Below are 17,049 nucleotides of genomic sequence, written 5' to 3'. Positions count from 1 at the left end.
GAGGAGTCTTCATCATGCAAGCTAGAGAAAACCTCGCGCAGCAGGCCGCCAAAGGCGCGGCGGAAGCGCTGATTCCGCAGTCGAACGACAAGGCGAAATGGTGGCAGCAAATCACCGAGTACAGCCTGATCGTGATCTTCATCGTGATGTTCGTCACGATGTCGCTGACCGTCGACCACTTCTTCTCGATCGAGAACATGCTCGGCCTCGCGCTGTCGATCTCGCAGATCGGCATGGTCGCGTGCACGATGATGTTCTGCTTGGCCTCGCGCGACTTCGACCTCTCGGTGGGCTCGACCGTCGCGTTCGCCGGCGTGCTGTGCGCGATGGTGCTCAACGCGACAGGTAATACCTTCATTGCGATCGTCGCGGCGGTCGCGGCGGGCGGGGTGATCGGTTTCGTCAACGGCGCGGTGATCGCGTATCTGCGCATCAACGCGCTGATCACGACCCTCGCGACGATGGAAATCGTCCGTGGCCTCGGCTTCATCGTGTCGCACGGACAGGCCGTGGGCGTGTCGTCGGATACGTTCATCGCGCTGGGCGGCCTGAGCTTCTTCGGCGTGTCGCTGCCGATCTGGGTCACGCTGCTGTGCTTCATCGTGTTCGGCGTGATGCTCAACCAGACCGTGTACGGCCGCAATACGCTCGCGATCGGCGGCAATCCGGAAGCGTCGCGTCTGGCCGGTATCAATGTCGAACGCACGCGCGTCTATATTTTCCTGATTCAAGGCGCGGTGACCGCGCTGGCCGGTGTGATTCTGGCGTCGCGGATCACGTCGGGTCAGCCGAATGCCGCGCAGGGTTTCGAGCTGAACGTGATTTCGGCGTGCGTGCTGGGCGGCGTATCGCTGCTGGGCGGCCGCGCGACGATTTCCGGCGTCGTGATCGGCGTGCTGATCATGGGCACGGTCGAGAACGTGATGAACCTCTTGAACATCGACGCGTTCTATCAGTACCTCGTGCGTGGCGCGATCCTGCTCGCCGCCGTGCTGCTCGACCAGTTGAAGAACCGCGGTTCGCGGGATTGAGTCCAAGACTGAATCCACCGCGCCACTCACCCTATAGCTCTCAAAGGAATCGAACGATGTCGTCTCCGGCCAATGCAAACGCACGTCTCGCGGACACCGCGTTCGCGCGCTATCCGAGTCTCGTCGACCGTACGGTGTTGATCACGGGCGGCGCGACCGGCATCGGCGCATCGTTCGTCGAGCATTTCGCGGCGCAAGGCGCGCGCGTCGCATTCTTCGATATCGACGCGAGCGCGGGCGAAGCGCTCGCCGACCAGCTCGGCGATTCGAAACAAAAGCCGCTGTTCCTGACCTGCGATCTGACCGACATCGACGCGCTGCAAAAAGCGATCGCCGACGTGAAGGCCGCGCTTGGGTCCATCCAGGTGCTGGTCAACAACGCGGCGAACGACAAGCGCCACACGATCGGCGAAGTGACGCGCGAGTCGTTCGACGCGGGCATCGCGGTGAATATCCGGCATCAGTTCTTCGCGGCGCAGGCGGTGATGGAGGACATGAAAGCGGCCAAAAGCGGCTCGATCATCAACCTCGGTTCGATCAGCTGGATGCTGAAGAACGGCGGCTATCCGGTGTACGTGATGTCGAAATCGGCGGTGCAGGGTTTGACGCGCGGACTCGCGCGCGACCTCGGGCACTTCAACATTCGCGTCAATACGCTGGTGCCGGGCTGGGTGATGACGGAGAAGCAGAAGCGGCTGTGGCTCGACGACACAGGGCGCCGGCAGATCAAGGAAGGGCAGTGCATCGACGCCGAGCTGGACCCGGCCGACCTCGCGCGCATGGCACTCTTTCTCGCCGCCGACGACAGCCGGATGATTACCGCACAGGACATCGTCGTCGATGGAGGCTGGGCGTGAGCGCTGGCGCGCCGTCGGGCGTCACGTCGGGGCGGGCGGCTTTGCTGCTCGACACGGAATGCACGCTCGGAGAAGCGGCCACATGGTGCGCGAAAACCGGCCGCTTGTACTGGACTGACATCGAAGGCGCGCGGCTGTGGCGCTACGATCCGAGCGATGGCCGCAGCACCTCCTGGGGCATGCCCGAGCGCCTCGCGACGTTCGCGCTGTGCGCGAATCCGCATTACCTGCTGCTCGGCCTCGCCACGCATCTCGCGTTTTTCGATCTGGCGACTGGCGAGACGCGGCGCATCGTCGATATCGAACCAGGTCTGAACACGCGCGTGAACGACGGCCGCTGCGACCGCCAGGGGCGCTTCGTGTTCGGCACGAAAGACGAAAGCTCGCCGGCGCAACCGGTTGGCGGCTTTTACCGGCTCAATCGTGATCTGTCGCTGGAGCGCCTGCCGCTGCCGGCGCCCGCGATTTCGAACAGCATCGCGTTCAGTCCCGACGGTGCGACGTTGTATTACTGCGACTCGCTGATCCCGGAAATTCGCGCGTGCGATTATCACGCGGACGGCAGCATCGCCAACGACCGTCAGTTCACGCAGGTCACCGACGCGGGCGTGGAGCCGGACGGCTCGACCGTCGACAGCGACGGCGGCTTGTGGAACGCGCAGTGGAACGGCGCTCGCGTGGTGCGCTACGGCCCCGACGGCGTGGAAACGGACCGCATTGAGGTGCCGACCCTTCAGCCGACCTGCGTCGCGCTGGGCGGTCCGCAACTCGGCACGCTGTACATCACGAGCGCGCGCACCGGTCTCGACGCCGCCACGCTGGCGAACGAAACTCGGGCGGGCGGCGTGTTCGTCGCGACCGCTGGACGGCGCGGTTTGCCCGAACCGGAGTTCCTGGGCGCGCCCGCATAGGTGCAGAATGACGCAGCCCGGTCGCAAGGCCGCGGCGGCGGCTAGTTCATGCAATGAGTTTGAAAGAACCAGAAGGTGATGTCGCAATTCCAGTGGCAGCAAATCGGCAGCATGCAGTTCGGACCCAGAGGCGATCGGTTCACAAAATCGCCCAACAGCATCCGTCAGCAATGACGGCAACGTCCCTCGCCTCTCGATGGAGCCAGATATGACTGTTGCGAATCTTATTTCCGCTTCTCCCCCAACCTCGCAGAGCCGACGCTCGCGCCTGGCCGCGGCGGCCAATCCGGTGCTGGCCGGGCCGAGCACTTCGGCGGTGGCGGTCGGCGAAAGCAGCGCCGGCGATGTCGCCTGTATTACGCTCGCCAACGCGCATTTACGTCTGGACGTCGCGCCGACGCTCGGTGGCGGCGTCACCCGTTTCGACTGGCGCAGCGACGGCGCGCTCACGCCGATCTTCCGGCGCTGCCGCCACGTCGGCGCCGACACCCAACCGAACCAGCTCGCCTGCTATCCGCTGCTGCCGTATTCGAACCGGATCGGCGGCGGCCGTTTCAATGTGGCGGGGCGGCGTGTCGAAGTGCCGCGCAATCGCGCCGACGAACCGTTGCCGATTCACGGCGACGGCTGGCTGTCGGCGTGGCAGGTGGCGGAGTCGGACCGCGAAAACGTGCGCTTGACGCTCGATCGCCATGACGGCAAGCCGTACGCGTTCCGCGCGACGCAAACCTACTCGCTCGACGGCCCGACGCTCGTCGTCGCGCTGGAGATCGAGAACGCGGGGCGCGAGGCGCTGCCGTTCGGGCTGGGCGTGCATCCGTTTTTCGTGCGCGACGCGGATACGGAACTGTCGGCGGCGGCCGGCGGCCTGTGGCTGTCCGGCGACGACTGGTTGCCGGTGCGCCACGTGCAGGCGCCCCCCGCCTGGCAATTCGGTGTCGCGTATCCGTTGCCGGAGACGATCGTCAACCACGCGTTCACCGGCTGGAGCGGGCAGGCGGCGGTGGTGTGGCCGAAGCGCCGCCTGTCGCTGAACATCGCCGCGGACACCGACTACTACGTGCTGTATACGCCACCCGGCGAAAACTTCTTTTGCTTCGAGCCGGTCGATCATCCGATCAACGCGATGAATCTGGCCGGTGGCGCGTGCGAAAACGGCATGACCCTGCTGGGACGCGGCGAGCGGCTTACGCGCACGTTCCGCTTCACCGTCGAGCGCACCGGTTTGCGTTCGATGCCCGGCGCGCGCGGATCGCGGCGGCAGTAGCAGGGCGAGGTGACGTGAAGGGACCGGCGCGGCGCGATACGGCGTGAACGCAACCCTTCGCACCGCGCCGCTGCGCGCCCGACCCGGCGCGCGACCCGCCGCGCAGGACAGGTAAAATACGCGCCTCTTCCGATTACCGGCTCGCCGCGAGACCCACCATGTCCAATTTCATCCAGACACTCAACGATGCCTGGCAGCGCACCAACTCGCTGCTGTGCGTCGGCCTCGATCCCGAGCCCAGCAAATTCCCGGGCGCGCTCGCCGGCCGGCCCGACGCGATTTTCGACTTCTGCCGCGCGATCGTCGATGCAACCGCGCCGTACGCGTCGTCGTTCAAACCTCAGATCGCATATTTCGCCGCGCATCGCGCCGAGGACCAGCTTGAGCAGCTGATCGCCCATATTCATGCGAACCATCCGGGCCTGCCGGTGATCCTGGACGCGAAGCGCGGCGATATCGGCAGCACCGCCGAGCAATACGCGCGCGAGGCGTTCGAGCGCTACAAGGCGGACGCGGTGACGGTGAATCCGTACATGGGTTTCGACTCGATCCAGCCGTATCTGGAGCACGAGGGCAAAGGCGTGATCGTGCTGTGCCGCACGTCGAATCCGGGTGGCTCCGATCTGCAATTCCTGGAGACGGGCGGCCGTCCGCTGTACCAGGTCGTCGCGCAACTGGCGGCAGACAAGTGGAATGCGAGCGGCCAGCTGGCGCTGGTGGTTGGTGCGACGTTCCCGAAGGAAATTGAAGCGGTGCGCGGGATCGTCGGCGATATGCCGTTGCTGATTCCGGGCATCGGCGCGCAAGGCGGCGATGTCGAGGCGACCGTCAATGCCGGGCGCACTGCGAACGGCACAGGCATGCTGATCAACTCTTCGCGCGCGATCATCTACGCGGGCAAGGGCGACGATTTCGCGCAAGCCGCAGCGAAAGCCGCGATGGAAACGCGCGACCGGATCAACGCGTTCCGGTGATCGAGGGTTCGGGTTGGTGAAGCTGGCTCTGTGTTGAACAAGCCAGCATTTTTAGCGGCCTCGGTTCGGGCCGGTCTGATCTGAGGGTTCGGAACGGTTTTCAGAACGTTCCACCTGACCAGGTTTTCTCAAGCCCCCAGCCCGACCAGAGCAAGAAGGCTACCTAAGCCGCCGGCCCCAGCCGCGCAATAGACTCCGCATGCTGCGGATACTCCGCCGTCAACGCATCCAGATCGGCCAGTTCGAACTCGCTGAATTCGAATCCCGGCGCGACGGTGCAGCCCACCAGCGCAAACGCCGCCGGATCAGCGCATTCCGCCGCGAACCACAAGCCCGCCGGCACCACCGCCTGAAACACCGCTTCAGGATGCGTCACCGTATTGCCCAGCTTGTGCGTAACCAGCGTGCCGTGTTCGTCGAGCACGTGAACGTGCAACGGCTCGCCCGCATAAAAATGCCAGACTTCGTCGGACCTGATCCGATGCCACGCCGAATGCGCGCCGTCACATAGCAGGTAGTAAATCGCGGTCGACGCCGAGCGATTCTGCACTGAGCCGTCGTCGCGAACCACGCGCTGCGGCGACCGATACGTCTCGCTAAAAAATCCGCCTTCCGGATGCGGCTTCAGATTGAAGCGGCGGATCAGTTCGTCCTTGGCTGCATGCGAATCCCGCATTGTTCCCGCCCTTCAAACGAGGGTCAATGTTCGCGCTCGTCGAGCAGCGCGAGCACGCCGCGCAATGCGTGCGCGGTGGCCTGCACGCGAATCTGCTCGCGGTCGCCCTTGAAGATCTTCGTTTCCACCGACGTATGCAGCCGGTTGCTCCAGCCGAACGACACCATCCCGACCGGCTTGGTCTCGGTGCCGCCGCCCGGTCCGGCGACGCCGGTGATCGACACTGACACCTGCGCGCGGCTATTGCGCAGCGCGCCTTCGGCCATCGCGCGCGCGACCGGCTCGCTGACCGCGCCGTGCTTGTCGATCAGGTCGGCGGGCACGCCGATCATTTCGCACTTCGCCTGATTCGAATACGTGACGAAGCCGCGCTCGAACCAGCCGCTGCTGCCCGAAATGTCGGTGATCGCGGTCGCCACCATGCCGCCCGTGCAGGACTCGGCGGTGACGAGCATCAGGCGCTCGTCGCGCAGGCGGTTGCTCACGCGAATCGCGAGCTGGTGAACGACGGAATCGGTAGGCATGGCGTCAATCCGGAAAACGGGAGCCGGCGCTCAAGCGCGGCGTAGGCGGCGATTGCCGGGCTGCGGTCAAACCGACATGCGCCACAGCGCAATCACGAGCAACGTGAAAAAGGCGGCGACCAGGTCGTCGAACATAATGCCAAAGCCACCTTTCAGGCGGCGGTCGAAATAGCTGATGGGCGGCGGCTTCACCATATCGAAAAAGCGGAACACGATGAAGGCCCACAGCTGGCCAGTCAGCGTCACCGGCGTGACCATCAGCAGCACCAGCCAGAACGCGACGATTTCGTCCCACACGACCGACGACGGGTCGCCGATGCCGAGCCGCTTCGCGGTAAAACCGCAGATCGCGATGCCGCCGACAAAGCCGGCGCCGATCAGCACGCCCCATTCGATCACGGTCAGATAGCGGCTCAGCACGGCGAACGAGGCCCACGCGAACAGCGTGCCCACCGTGCCCGGTGCGACCGGCGACAGGCCGCTGCCGAACCCGAGCGACAGCAGGTGCACTGGATGCGACAGCATGAAACGCGCGGTGGCGCGGCGCGGCTGAGGCCGTGGCGCACGCGGTCCGGGCGCCTGGGGTGGCTCGCTGCCGATGAGATCGTCGGCGGGGCCGAGCGGGGGATCAGTCTGCATGGAAGTGGTCGAAGCCTTGCAACATCAGAGTGAGTGGTGCGCCGTCGGCATTGCGCCAGGTGATGGCCGGGCGGTCGTCCGCCGTCTCGAGAGCGCTTATTGTACCGATGCGTGTGACCGGCACGGCCACCTCGCGCCCGGCTGCTTCGATCGCGGCGCGCGCCGTGGCGGGCGCGGTGAAGCACAGCTCGTAATCGTCGCCGCCGGCGAGCGTGCAGCGCTGCTGGATGGCGGGCGCGAGGCGGCGCAGCGCGCCGGAACGCGGCACGGCGTCGACATCGACCGTGGCGCGCATGCGCGAGCGCTCGAGGATGTGCAGCAGATCGCCGGCCAACCCGTCCGACAGGTCGAGCGCCGCATGCGCGAGGCCGCGCAGCGCGAGCCCGAGCGGCACGCGCGGCTCCGGCCGTTCGAGGGCGCGGCGAAACGTCGCAGCGTCGCTGGCATCGGCGGACCACTCGCCGCGTTGTATGCCGAGACCGGCGCGCGCGTCGCCGAGGGTGCCGGAAATCCAGATGTCGTCGCCCGGCCGGGCCGCGTCGCGGCGCAGCGCAGCTTGCGGCGGCACGCTGCCGAACACGGTGATGCACAGATTCAGCGGGCCGCCCGTCGTGTCGCCGCCGATCAGTTCGCAGCCGTAGCGCCCGGCAAGCGCGAAGAGTCCCTCGCTGAACGCGGCGAGCCACGCTTCATCCGCCTTCGGCAACGAAAACGCCAGTGTGAACGCCTGCGGCTGCGCGCCCATCGCGGCGAGATCCGACAGATTCACCGCGAGCGTCTTGTGACCCAGCGCTTCGGGATCGATATCGGCGAAGAAGTGGCGGCCTTCTACTAGCATGTCCGTCGATATCGCCAGCATTTCGCCGGCGCGCGGCGCGAGCAGCGCGCAGTCGTCGCCGATGCCGAGCGAATCGCGGGCGGCGTCGGACGGTCGAGCGGCGGCGGCTCGGCGGGCAAAGAAGCGGTCGATCAGCGAGAACTCGGAGAGCATGGCGGCCATTGATGAACGGATAACTACCGCGAACAGCGGCTAACGGCGCGCATTGTACGAAGTGCCGGCGCTATTTGCACCCGAAGCACCAGCAACCCGCGCCCATATGACTAGCGACTCCGACCCGAACCCATACGTTGCGCGAAGCATTCCACGCCGGCCTTTCGCTCTGTTTAAGTCGCGGCAGTTGTACCCGTATTGAAGGAATCGCGTTGGCAATTGGGGCTACAATGCCGTCGAACGTCTATTCTAATCCGCACTTCGAAGCCCGCCTTATGTCGACTCCCGTCAATAGCAAACTCCGCGAAGCCGCACTCGATTACCACGAGTTCCCCACCCCCGGGAAGCTGGCGATCACCCCGACCAAGCAGATGATCAACCAGCGCGACCTCGCGCTGGCGTACTCGCCGGGCGTCGCGTTCGCGTGCGAGGAAATCGTCGAGAACCCGATGAACGCGGCGCGTTTCACCGCGCGCAGCAACCTCGTCGGCGTCGTCACGAACGGCACCGCGGTGCTCGGTCTCGGCAACATCGGGCCGCTCGCGTCGAAGCCGGTCATGGAAGGCAAGGCCGTCCTGTTCAAGAAGTTCGCCGGCATCGACGTGTTCGATATCGAGCTGAACGAGTCCGACCCGCACAAGCTGGTCGAAGTGATCGCCGCGCTCGAACCGACCTTCGGCGGCATCAACCTGGAAGACATCAAGGCGCCGGACTGCTTCATCGTCGAGCGCGAATGCCGCAAGCGCATGAAGATTCCGGTCTTTCACGACGACCAGCACGGCACCGCGATCGTCGTCGCGGCGGCGATCACCAACGGTCTGAAGGTGGTCGGCAAGAGCATCAAGGAAGTCAAGCTGGTCGCCTCCGGCGCGGGCGCCGCGGCGCTGGCCTGTCTGGACCTGCTGGTCGATCTCGGCCTGCCGCTCGAAAACATCCTCGTCACCGACCTGGCCGGGGTGGTCTACAAGGGCCGCGTCGAACTGATGGACCCGGACAAGGAACGCTTCGCGCGGGAAACCGACGCGCGCACGCTCGCTGAAGCGATCGGCGGCGCGGACGTGTTCCTCGGCCTGTCGGCCGGCGGCGTGCTCAAGCAGGACATGGTCAGACAGATGGCGGACAAGCCGCTGATTCTCGCGCTCGCCAACCCGACGCCGGAAATCCTGCCGGAACTGGCGCTCGAAGTGCGCCCGGACGCCGTGCTGTGCACGGGTCGCACCGACTACCCGAACCAGGTGAACAACGTGCTGGTGTTCCCGTTCCTGTTCCGCGGCGCGCTGGATGCGGGCGCGACCACGGTGACGCGGGAAATGGAAATCGCGGCGGTCAATGCGATCGCCGAACTGGCGCGCCAGGAGCAGAGCGACATCGTCGCGACCGCGTATGGCATCCAGGATCTGTCGTTCGGGCCGGCGTATCTGATTCCGAAGCCGTTCGATCCGCGTCTGATCGTCAAGGTCGCGCCGGCGGTGGCGAAGGCCGCGATGGATTCAGGCGTCGCCGAGCGTCCGATCGAGGACATGGAAGCGTACCAGCAGCATCTGCAGCAGTTCGTGTATCACAGCGGCACGACCATGAAGCCGATTTTCCAGCTCGCGCGTGGCGTCGAGCCGGAGAAGAAGCGCATCGTGTTCGCCGAAGGCGAAGAAGAGCGCGTGTTGCGCGCGATCCAGATCATCGTCGACGAAAAGCTGGCCAGGCCGATCCTGATCGGGCGTCCGGCGGTGATCGAGCAGCGCATGGCGCGCTACGGTCTGCGTCTGGTCGCGGGGCAGGACTACACGGTCGTCAACACCGACCATGATGAGCGTTACCGCGATTTCTGGCAGGAATACGCGAAGATGATGTCGCGCAAGGGCATCACGGCGCAGATGGCGAAGCTCGAAATGCGCCGCCGCACCACGCTGATCGGCGCGATGCTGGTGAAGAAGGGCGAGGCGGACGGCATGATCTGCGGCACGGTCAGCACGACGCATCGTCACCTGCACTTCATCGATCAGGTGATCGGCAAGAAGGAAGGGGCGAAGGTCTACGCGGCGATGAACGCGCTGGTGCTGCCGAACCGGCAGATTTTCCTGGTCGACACGCACGTGAACGTCGATCCGACGCCGGAGCAGCTCGCCGAGATCACCATCATGGCCGCCGAGGAAGTGCGCCGTTTCGGTATCGAGCCAAAGGTCGCGCTGGTGTCGCATTCGAACTTCGGGTCGAGCAACGCGCCGACCGCGCAGAAGATGCGCGACACGCTGGAGATCCTGCGCCAACGCGCGCCGGAAATGCAGGTGGACGGCGAAATGCACGGCGACGTGGCGCTCGACGCGAATCTGCGTCGCGAGGTGCTGCCCGATTCGACGCTGGAAGGCGACGCGAACCTGCTGGTGCTGCCGAATATCGACGCGGCCAACATCTCGTACAACCTGCTGAAGACCGCGGCGGGCAACAACATCGCGATCGGCCCGATGCTGCTCGGTGCGGCCCAGCCGGTGCATGTGCTGACGCCTTCGGCGACGGTGCGCCGGATCGTCAACATGACGGCGCTGCTGGTGGCGGACGTCATCGCCGCGCGCTGATTCCGGCCCGGTGACGCATGGCGCCGGCTGATCGCGCGCCATGCAAAAAAAGGCGTGCCTGCAACGGGCACGCCTGAGGGTAAAGCAGGGGATTGCCACCCTAAATACGGCTAATGACACAATTCACCTTCAAAGACTGCATGCCCACGGCTCTCGCCACGAGGAACAAAGAGGCGTGCGGGCCGTGTCCAGATTAGCCTGCATTGCCCCTCCATTCGCACAGTCAGGCAAAGTTTAGCCCGGTTGAGCTAAACATTCTGTCAAAAGTCGTCAAAGCCCCGACTGGGGCCTTTTCCGCACGATCCGGCAGCCTCCGCCGGCCCGGCGAACGTTGATTCCAAAGGCCATTAGCGATACCCTTACGACTTTCGTGCGACACGCGTCGCATCGACTGGACGGCGAAAGCCGTCCCATATGCGTGGCACCTTGATGCCACCCTTGTGAAGTAAGCGAAACTTAGTGCCGTTGGCTAGGAATCGCTGCCGTATGTGTCGATCGGCGTTCGCGTCGATTGATTCGACTGCATTGACCTGATTACCGTCAGGTTCCGCCCAGTTAGCGGCTTCAACCCCGCTAACCAAGCGGATTGGAGTATGTAATAAACGCATCCTTAATTGGGCGCGGTTCGGCGACAGTCGAGCGCAAAGCTCGGCGTGTCATTGTTCAACTTCGTGCCGTAAAGGAACGAGGTAGCGAACCTGCTATGCGACTAGCAGTAGCCTAGGAAGACATGCGTCACTGGTGACGGTGGGGTGTGAAGCTCTTCTGACAATGAAGCCCCCGGACGTTTCGGGTAGGCGAGCACCGCGAGGTGTCCGTCTAGTAATCCTCAGCAGCAGGGGATTCGGAGCTAGGCTGGCTGATATGGTCAACGTATGTGAATCACTGATAAACCTCGTGATAAGGACAGTGCCAACTGCTGCTGGGCACTAACCAAAACGGTATGCGGTCGGATAACCCGTTGAAAGTTCGGGTTACGTCGTCAACAGACCGCCGGGGGATAGGTGGGACCTACGTCAGTCTTGTGACATGCCGGGAACGTGGTAAGCCTGTATGGTTGCCAGCGCAGTACGGCTGGCAGGCGAACCGCAAGGGACGCTGTTGATTGTGCAGGTATGGGAGGACGGAAAAAGCGAATGCCGGGCTGTAACGGTCCGGATAGGGGTTGAGACATTACTCCACGCGATAAGCGGGCAGACTTCCGTCTGGCCTACCGTCGCAAGACGGCTGACTACCCTCTGTAACTTGGTCAGATGCAGGTGCATGCGCCTGCATTGAGTTTTGTTGTTCCCCAGCGGGGTGTATCTACCCCGCTGGGGGAGATGCGCCTTCTGTCTGGGGACTTTTCCAGGTAGGAGAGCAGCATGAAAGTATCTGGTCGGAAGACTGGATCTGCGCTTTCCCACGCGCCGGACAACTGGCACGCCGTAGATTGGCGTCGAGTAGAACGGAACGTGAGAGGGATGCAGATTCGAATTGCGAAGGCGACGCGGGAAGGCAATTGGCGCAGAGTGAAAGCCCTGCAACGGATGCTGACCCGCACGTTGTCCGCAAAGTTGTATGCGGTACGACGTGTTACGCAGAACCAGGGTGCGCGAACGGCGGGAGTCGATCGTGAGCTATGGGACTCGCCTGAAAGCCGATGGGCAGCTGTCGGCAGGTTGAAGCGGCGTGGATACAGACCCCTGCCATTACGGAGGGTTTTTATCCCCAAGGCCAATGGAAAGGAACGCCCTCTGGGTATTCCAACCATGCGGGACAGGGCAATGCAGGCTCTGTATCTGCTGGCATTGGAGCCGGTGTCGGAATCGACGAGTGAACCGAACTCTTACGGGTTCAGACGTAATCGCTCGACGGCCGACGCGAAGAGTCAGATATTTGTTTGCACGTCCAAGAAGGCTTCGGCCCAATGGATACTGGAAGCCGATATCAAGGGCTGCTTTGACCACATCAACCACGATTGGCTAGAGCAACATGTCCCTATGGACGTGGAGATCCTCCGGAAGTGGTTGAAGGCTGGCCTGATTTACAAGGGTCAGCTACAGGCGACTGAGGCCGGTACGCCACAGGGAGGGATTATCTCCCCGACGCTGGCTAACGTGACGCTGAACGGGCTTGAACATGAACTACTGAAGCACCTTCGTGCTCGGTACGGAGTGGTTAAAGCCTCGAAGCTGAAAGTGAATGTGGTGCGATACGCGGACGACTTCGTGATCACTGGCAACTCGAAGGAGTTGCTAGAAAACGAAGTGAAACCTTGGGTCGAAGCATTCCTTGATGTTCGAGGATTGCGGCTATCGGAGGAGAAAACGCGGGTCTGTCACATTGATGACGGCTTCGACTTCCTAGGGTGGAATTTCCGGAAATACTCGGGAAAGCTGCTCATCAAGCCGAGCAAGAAGAACGTGAAGACGTTCTATCGCAAGGTGGCGGAAACGATCAGCGGCAACAAGGAGGCAACGCAGGAAGGTCTTATCCTTCTGCTGAATCCGATGTTGCGAGGCTGGGCGCAGTATCACAGCCCCGTCGTGGCAAAGCAGGCGTACAGCCGCATAGAGCATCTAGTTTTCAAGAAGCTCTGGCGGTGGTGCAGACGCCGGCATCCACAGAAGAATGCTAGTTGGGTGAGGAAGAAGTATTTTCACACCGTCGGCAAACGGACGTGGGTATTCGGTGCGTCGATAGCGGAAGACGATGGCAGTACTTGGTTGCTGGAGTTGTTCCGGCCGAGCAGCACGCCGATCCGGCGAACCAAGAAAGTGACGGGTGAATACAATCCCTTCGATGTCAGATGGGAGCAATACGGCGAGACCCTGCGTCAGGAGCGGATGTGGCTTTCGAAGCGCTACCGCAAACAATGGGTCTCGTTGTACATGTCGCAGAACGGACTATGTGCGCACTGCGGACAAGGCTTGACGGAAGAAACCGGTTGGCACGATCATCATTTGACTTATCGAATGCTGGGCGGGTCAGACGCTATTTCCAATCGAGTGTTGCTTCACCCGGACTGCCACCGTCAAGTGCATGCTGGTAAGCTTGTGGTGACTAAGCCGGTTCTGTTATAAGCGGGACTTTGCATGTAGGCTTGAGCTGTATGCGGGGAAACTCGCACGTACAGTTCTTAGGGGGCCCCTGATCCGAAAGGAGAGGGGGCTACCCTACATGGTCGTCAAACTCGTGATCTAACAGCGGGGAACCTTGATACATGGCACGCAAGTGGCTGCGCATCAAAGGCGTGCTGATCGGTGCTTCTACGCTGTGTGCGTTGTTCGGCTCCGTGCCTGGCGCGTTCGCACGCGACTACGCGGCGTCGGCCGAAGCGAACGCGCAGGTTCAGGGCACCGTTGCGCTGGCGCAGTTGCCGCGCGAAGCGGTCAACACATTGAACTTGATTGCGGCCGGCGGGCCTTACCCGTATGAAAAGGACGGCATCGTATTCGGCAATCGCGAACGGTTGCTGCCGCCCCATCGGCGCGGCTATTACCACGAATACACCGTTCCCACGCCGCGCGCGCGCAATCGCGGGGCGCGTCGCATCGTCTGCGGTGGTCCGCTAAAGCGAACCGATGATTGTTACTACTCGGACGACCACTACACCAGTTTTAATCGTATTGTTGAATGACATCGGGATGAACGGCATGAGCGACAACATCTACGCGCACGACACCGGAGTCGCGAGGGATCTTTTCGCGGCCGGCGACGGCAATTTGTTCCAACGCGTCATGAAGATGCGCGCCGGCGATCAGGGCCGCGACAACCAGGGCGACGCTGGCACGGTGGTTTCATCGAACGAGGAGCCCATGAGTCTTTTCAAGACCGTGCGACCGAACATCGTCCAGTCGATCCGCGCGTTCCGCGTGCAGGATCTCGCTGACGAGGCCAGCCAGCTCGGCCAGCATTTTCTGTATGCCTACTGCGCGAACGCGCTGTCCAAGCAGGAAGTGCTCGAGACCATTGCGACATCGTTTCTGTTTCCCAAGCATTTCGGCAAGAATTACGACGCGCTCTACGATTGCCTGACCGACCTCGTCCATAAGGCCGGCGCGCAGCCGGGCTTCGTGATCGTGCTCGAACAGTTGCCGGTTGCGCAGAAGTTCGACAAGGAAGGGCGCGAGACGCTGCTGGACGTGTTCCGCGAAGCGGCCGAATTCTGGGCCGAGCGCAAGGTGGCGTTCCGGGTCTTTTATTCGTTTGCCTGAATTTCGCCGGTGTAAGCACAGCTTGTAGCAGGAAGAGAAAAGAGAAAGGCCCGCCGATCGGCGGGCCTTTGCTTTTGGTGCTCGTGCCCCTTGCGTGGGCGACTTGAGCACGCTGCCTTACCAGCCACCCCAACGCGCAGCGAGCGCCGACAGCACCGCGATGCCCGCGGTCTCGGTGCGCAGCACGCGTGGTCCGAGGCCGACGGCGGAGAAGCCGTGATCGGTGGCCGCCGCTTCCTCGGCGGCGGAAAAGCCGCCTTCCGGGCCGACCAGCACGGTCACGCGGCCTTGCGGCGGCGTGGCGGGCAGCGCCGAGAAACTGATGCTGGCGCGCGGCGACAGCAAAATGCGCAGCTCGCCTTCGCCGGCCTCGCGTGGCAGTGCGCCAAGCCAGGTGGCGATCTCGCGCACCGGCATCACTTCCGGCAGCCTGTTACGCCCACATTGTTCGCATGACGCGCGCACGATCCCCTGCCAATGCGCATGCCGCCGCTGCGCGCGCTCGCCGGCAAGACGCACGACGCTGCGCGTGGTGGTCAGCGGCACGAAGCACGACGCGCCAAGCTCGACCGCTTTTTCGATCAGCCAGTCCATCTTGTCGCCGCCCGCGATGCCTTGGGCCAGCGTGAGCTGATACGGCGCTTCGACCTCGATTGGACGGAATTCGCGAATTCGCACCTGGACCGAGCGGCGTTCGACCTCGACGAGTTCGGCGCTGTATTCGCCGCCCTCGCCGTTGAAAAGCACGATCGAATCACCGGGCTGCAAGCGCAGCACGAGGATGTGGCGCACGACGTCATCAGGAAGCTGCATGATGTCGTCGGGGCGGAGCGGGGTACCGACGAAGAAGCGAGGCATCAAAAAAATACTCATTGGCTCAGGAAAGGTGGCGAGCGAGCGCCCAACGGTAGCCGTCCAGATCTTCGACCTGAGCGAACCGGTCGCCCCAGAATTGATCCTGCGGCTCGCTCAGCGATTTCGCGCCGGCAGCCAGTGCCCGCGTGTAAACCGCGTCGACATCGTCGACATAGACATAGAACGATTGCGGGGCGATCGCGCCCGCGCTTTTGGGTGTTTTCGCAGCCGAGCCGAACGCGCCTTCCGGCGCGAACATCACGATCAACTGCCCTTGATAAGTCATCTCGACGTGCATGACGACGCCGTCGTCCTGGACGCTGTCGCGCACTTCGAAGCCGAAAGCCGCCGCGAAAAACGCCGTCGAGGCACGCGCGTCGCGTACCGTCAGATAGGGGGTCAACCAGGGCACACCGGCTGGGCGGGGGGCGGTCATGGGTTTCTCCGGATCATGAAGATTGGCAGGGCGCACGTTACGGGACGAGGCCGGCGCTCGCGTACCGACATGCGTATAGCGCGGTCCGACCAACCGTAAATTGTGCCCTCACGTTAGCTTGATGGCTTTAAGAATTGACTTAGTTTATCGCGCACGGACCGCGATGCCGAGAAGAGTCCGGCGTGCATGGCCGGATCGTAGTGCTTGAGCGAATCGATTCGGCGCGCGGCGAGGCGCTCGGTGAGCGTGTCTAGGGTGAGGGCGGCGGGGTCGAGTGCGTCGCTGGCGGTTGCCATCATCCACAGCGAGCCGTAGAGCGGCACGAAGGTATTCACCGTGCGCACCCGGGTGAACGCGGCGCGCAGGTCGTCAAGCAGGCCGGCCACGCGGCGGGCGTGGAAATAGGGCGAGCCGAGATGCACGGAGAGCGCGGCGGGTGTGCTCATCACGCGCTTGAGCTGTTCGTAGAAGGCGCGTGTATACAGGCCGGCGGCGGGTGAGTCGGGCGGCGTCAGATCGAACACGACGAGGTCGAACTGCGCCGGCGCCGTGGCCGCGACATAGTGCGCGGCGTCGTCGATCACCAGTTCGACGCGCGGATCGTCGAACGCGCCGCCGTGCACCTCGGGCAAATACTCGCGTGTCAGGCGGACCACTTGCGCGTCCAGCTCCGCCACCACGATCCGTTCGATACCCGGATGCCGCAGCAGTTGCCGCGCGGCGCCGCCATCGCCGCCGCCCAGCACCAGCGCCGCGCGCGGCGACGGATGCGCGAGCGCCGTCGGATGGACCATGCATTCGTGATAGATGAACTCGTCGCCGGTGGACGTCATCGGGCGGCCGTCGAGCGTGAAAAGCCGGCCGAGCTGCGGTGTGTCCCACACCTCGATACGCTGATATGGTGAATCGACGCGCGCCAAGAGCCGGGCCTGCGCGAATCCGTACACAGCGTCTGAATTCGGGTGGAACAGCAGCGGAGCGTTCACGGATGACGGGCTCGATTCGGAGCCGGGTGGATTCGGTTGACTCATTGTAAAGTGCGCCGCGGGTCGCGGCCTCGGCATGTGCGCCGGACCGCACGGCCAGGCGGCGTTCCGGGCGGACGCGGGGCAACGATCT

16 protein-coding genes are annotated in these 17,049 nt (G+C 63.6%); 9 read left to right on the top strand and 7 right to left on the bottom strand.

Annotation, left to right across the window (positions count from 1 at the left end; all coding sequences use genetic code 11):
- Nucleotides 1–14: 14 nt before the first annotated feature.
- The 5 genes from araH (at nucleotide 15) to pyrF (ending at nucleotide 5,040) form a co-directional block, all read left to right on the top strand.
- A complete protein-coding gene (gene araH, locus FVF58_RS29990; RefSeq protein WP_149673400.1) occupies nucleotides 15–1,031 on the top strand; it encodes an L-arabinose ABC transporter permease AraH in 1,017 nt (338 codons plus the stop codon).
- 56 nt (nucleotides 1,032–1,087) lie between these two features.
- Nucleotides 1,088–1,888, top strand: coding sequence for an SDR family NAD(P)-dependent oxidoreductase (locus tag FVF58_RS29985; protein ID WP_149673399.1), 801 nt, complete (start codon nucleotides 1,088–1,090; stop codon nucleotides 1,886–1,888).
- Entirely contained in the window at nucleotides 1,885–2,799 is a 915-nt protein-coding gene (locus FVF58_RS29980; protein WP_149673398.1) for an SMP-30/gluconolactonase/LRE family protein, read from the top strand. The genes FVF58_RS29985 and FVF58_RS29980 overlap by 4 nt, the downstream gene beginning before the upstream one ends.
- A gap of 208 nt (nucleotides 2,800–3,007) precedes the next feature.
- Entirely contained in the window at nucleotides 3,008–4,066 is a 1,059-nt protein-coding gene (locus FVF58_RS29975) for an aldose 1-epimerase (protein ID WP_149673397.1), read from the top strand.
- Between the two features lie 158 nt (nucleotides 4,067–4,224).
- On the top strand, nucleotides 4,225–5,040 hold the full coding sequence (pyrF, locus tag FVF58_RS29970; protein ID WP_149673396.1) for an orotidine-5'-phosphate decarboxylase: 816 nt from the start codon (nucleotides 4,225–4,227) through the stop codon (nucleotides 5,038–5,040).
- Nucleotides 5,041–5,203: 163 nt separating this feature from the next.
- Here pyrF and FVF58_RS29965 read toward each other — a convergent pair whose 3' ends face one another.
- The 4 genes from FVF58_RS29965 to thiL form a co-directional block, all read right to left on the bottom strand.
- Nucleotides 5,204–5,716, bottom strand: coding sequence for a cupin domain-containing protein (locus tag FVF58_RS29965; RefSeq protein ID WP_149673395.1), 513 nt, complete (start codon nucleotides 5,714–5,716; stop codon nucleotides 5,204–5,206).
- A 23-nt stretch (nucleotides 5,717–5,739) separates the two neighbouring features.
- Nucleotides 5,740–6,240, bottom strand: a complete 501-nt coding sequence (locus FVF58_RS29960) for a CinA family protein (protein ID WP_149673394.1) — start codon at nucleotides 6,238–6,240, stop codon at nucleotides 5,740–5,742.
- 66 nt (nucleotides 6,241–6,306) lie between these two features.
- Nucleotides 6,307–6,879 (bottom strand): phosphatidylglycerophosphatase A family protein, encoded by a 573-nt coding sequence (locus FVF58_RS29955; RefSeq protein ID WP_149673393.1) that lies wholly within the window; start codon nucleotides 6,877–6,879, stop codon nucleotides 6,307–6,309.
- Nucleotides 6,869–7,870 carry a thiamine-phosphate kinase gene (gene thiL / locus FVF58_RS29950; protein ID WP_149673470.1) on the bottom strand — a complete coding sequence of 334 codons (1,002 nt, stop codon included), beginning with the start codon at nucleotides 7,868–7,870 and terminating at the stop codon, nucleotides 6,869–6,871. The genes FVF58_RS29955 and thiL overlap by 11 nt, the downstream gene beginning before the upstream one ends.
- A gap of 230 nt (nucleotides 7,871–8,100) precedes the next feature.
- Here thiL and FVF58_RS29945 point away from each other — a divergent pair, with 230 nt between their 5' ends.
- The 4 genes from FVF58_RS29945 to FVF58_RS29930 all read left to right on the top strand — a co-directional run bounded on the left by FVF58_RS29945 (nucleotide 8,101) and on the right by FVF58_RS29930 (nucleotide 14,639).
- Nucleotides 8,101–10,440: an NADP-dependent malic enzyme gene (locus tag FVF58_RS29945; RefSeq protein WP_149673392.1), complete on the top strand. Its 2,340-nt coding sequence runs from the start codon at nucleotides 8,101–8,103 to the stop codon at nucleotides 10,438–10,440.
- Nucleotides 10,441–11,804: 1,364 nt separating this feature from the next.
- Nucleotides 11,805–13,505, top strand: coding sequence for a group II intron reverse transcriptase/maturase (gene ltrA / locus FVF58_RS29940; protein ID WP_149673391.1), 1,701 nt, complete (start codon nucleotides 11,805–11,807; stop codon nucleotides 13,503–13,505).
- Between the two features lie 140 nt (nucleotides 13,506–13,645).
- The gene (locus FVF58_RS29935) at nucleotides 13,646–14,062 is read left to right on the top strand and encodes a ribonuclease (protein ID WP_149673390.1); all 417 of its coding nucleotides are present in this window, start codon (nucleotides 13,646–13,648) and stop codon (nucleotides 14,060–14,062) included.
- A gap of 16 nt (nucleotides 14,063–14,078) precedes the next feature.
- Nucleotides 14,079–14,639, top strand: a complete 561-nt coding sequence (locus FVF58_RS29930) for a barstar family protein (protein WP_149673389.1) — start codon at nucleotides 14,079–14,081, stop codon at nucleotides 14,637–14,639.
- A gap of 117 nt (nucleotides 14,640–14,756) precedes the next feature.
- Here FVF58_RS29930 and FVF58_RS29925 read toward each other — a convergent pair whose 3' ends face one another.
- The 3 genes from FVF58_RS29925 to speE form a co-directional block, all read right to left on the bottom strand.
- Nucleotides 14,757–15,497, bottom strand: coding sequence for a 16S rRNA (uracil(1498)-N(3))-methyltransferase (locus FVF58_RS29925; protein ID WP_149673388.1), 741 nt, complete (start codon nucleotides 15,495–15,497; stop codon nucleotides 14,757–14,759).
- Nucleotides 15,498–15,516: 19 nt separating this feature from the next.
- Nucleotides 15,517–15,930 carry a VOC family protein gene (locus tag FVF58_RS29920; RefSeq protein WP_149673387.1) on the bottom strand — a complete coding sequence of 138 codons (414 nt, stop codon included), beginning with the start codon at nucleotides 15,928–15,930 and terminating at the stop codon, nucleotides 15,517–15,519.
- Between the two features lie 113 nt (nucleotides 15,931–16,043).
- Entirely contained in the window at nucleotides 16,044–16,916 is an 873-nt protein-coding gene (gene speE, locus FVF58_RS29915; protein WP_149673386.1) for a polyamine aminopropyltransferase, read from the bottom strand.
- Between the last annotated feature and the right edge of the window lie 133 nt (nucleotides 16,917–17,049).

Origin of the sequence: Paraburkholderia panacisoli (assembly GCF_008369935.1) — a bacterium.
GTDB classification, from domain to species: domain Bacteria; phylum Pseudomonadota; class Gammaproteobacteria; order Burkholderiales; family Burkholderiaceae; genus Paraburkholderia; species Paraburkholderia panacisoli.
Note: the sequence above shows the minus strand (reverse complement) of the source record. Positions and strands in the feature narration are given on the sequence as shown.

Bases quoted from the DNA above. Each gene is read 5' to 3' on its own strand.
- araH (WP_149673400.1), top strand. From the start codon at position 15: ATGCAAGCTAGAGAAAACCTCGCGCAGCAGGCCGCCAAAGGCGCGGCG.
- FVF58_RS29985 (WP_149673399.1), top strand. From the start codon at position 1,088: ATGTCGTCTCCGGCCAATGCAAACGCACGTCTCGCGGACACCGCGTTC.
- FVF58_RS29975 (WP_149673397.1), top strand. From the start codon at position 3,008: ATGACTGTTGCGAATCTTATTTCCGCTTCTCCCCCAACCTCGCAGAGC.
- pyrF (WP_149673396.1), top strand. From the start codon at position 4,225: ATGTCCAATTTCATCCAGACACTCAACGATGCCTGGCAGCGCACCAAC.
- FVF58_RS29965 (WP_149673395.1), bottom strand. From the start codon at position 5,716: ATGCGGGATTCGCATGCAGCCAAGGACGAACTGATCCGCCGCTTCAAT.
- FVF58_RS29960 (WP_149673394.1), bottom strand. From the start codon at position 6,240: ATGCCTACCGATTCCGTCGTTCACCAGCTCGCGATTCGCGTGAGCAAC.
- FVF58_RS29955 (WP_149673393.1), bottom strand. From the start codon at position 6,879: ATGCAGACTGATCCCCCGCTCGGCCCCGCCGACGATCTCATCGGCAGC.
- thiL (WP_149673470.1), bottom strand. From the start codon at position 7,870: ATGCTCTCCGAGTTCTCGCTGATCGACCGCTTCTTTGCCCGCCGAGCC.
- FVF58_RS29945 (WP_149673392.1), top strand. From the start codon at position 8,101: ATGCCGTCGAACGTCTATTCTAATCCGCACTTCGAAGCCCGCCTTATG.
- ltrA (WP_149673391.1), top strand. From the start codon at position 11,805: ATGAAAGTATCTGGTCGGAAGACTGGATCTGCGCTTTCCCACGCGCCG.
- FVF58_RS29935 (WP_149673390.1), top strand. From the start codon at position 13,646: ATGGCACGCAAGTGGCTGCGCATCAAAGGCGTGCTGATCGGTGCTTCT.
- FVF58_RS29930 (WP_149673389.1), top strand. From the start codon at position 14,079: ATGAGCGACAACATCTACGCGCACGACACCGGAGTCGCGAGGGATCTT.
- FVF58_RS29925 (WP_149673388.1), bottom strand. From the start codon at position 15,497: ATGCCTCGCTTCTTCGTCGGTACCCCGCTCCGCCCCGACGACATCATG.
- FVF58_RS29920 (WP_149673387.1), bottom strand. From the start codon at position 15,930: ATGACCGCCCCCCGCCCAGCCGGTGTGCCCTGGTTGACCCCCTATCTG.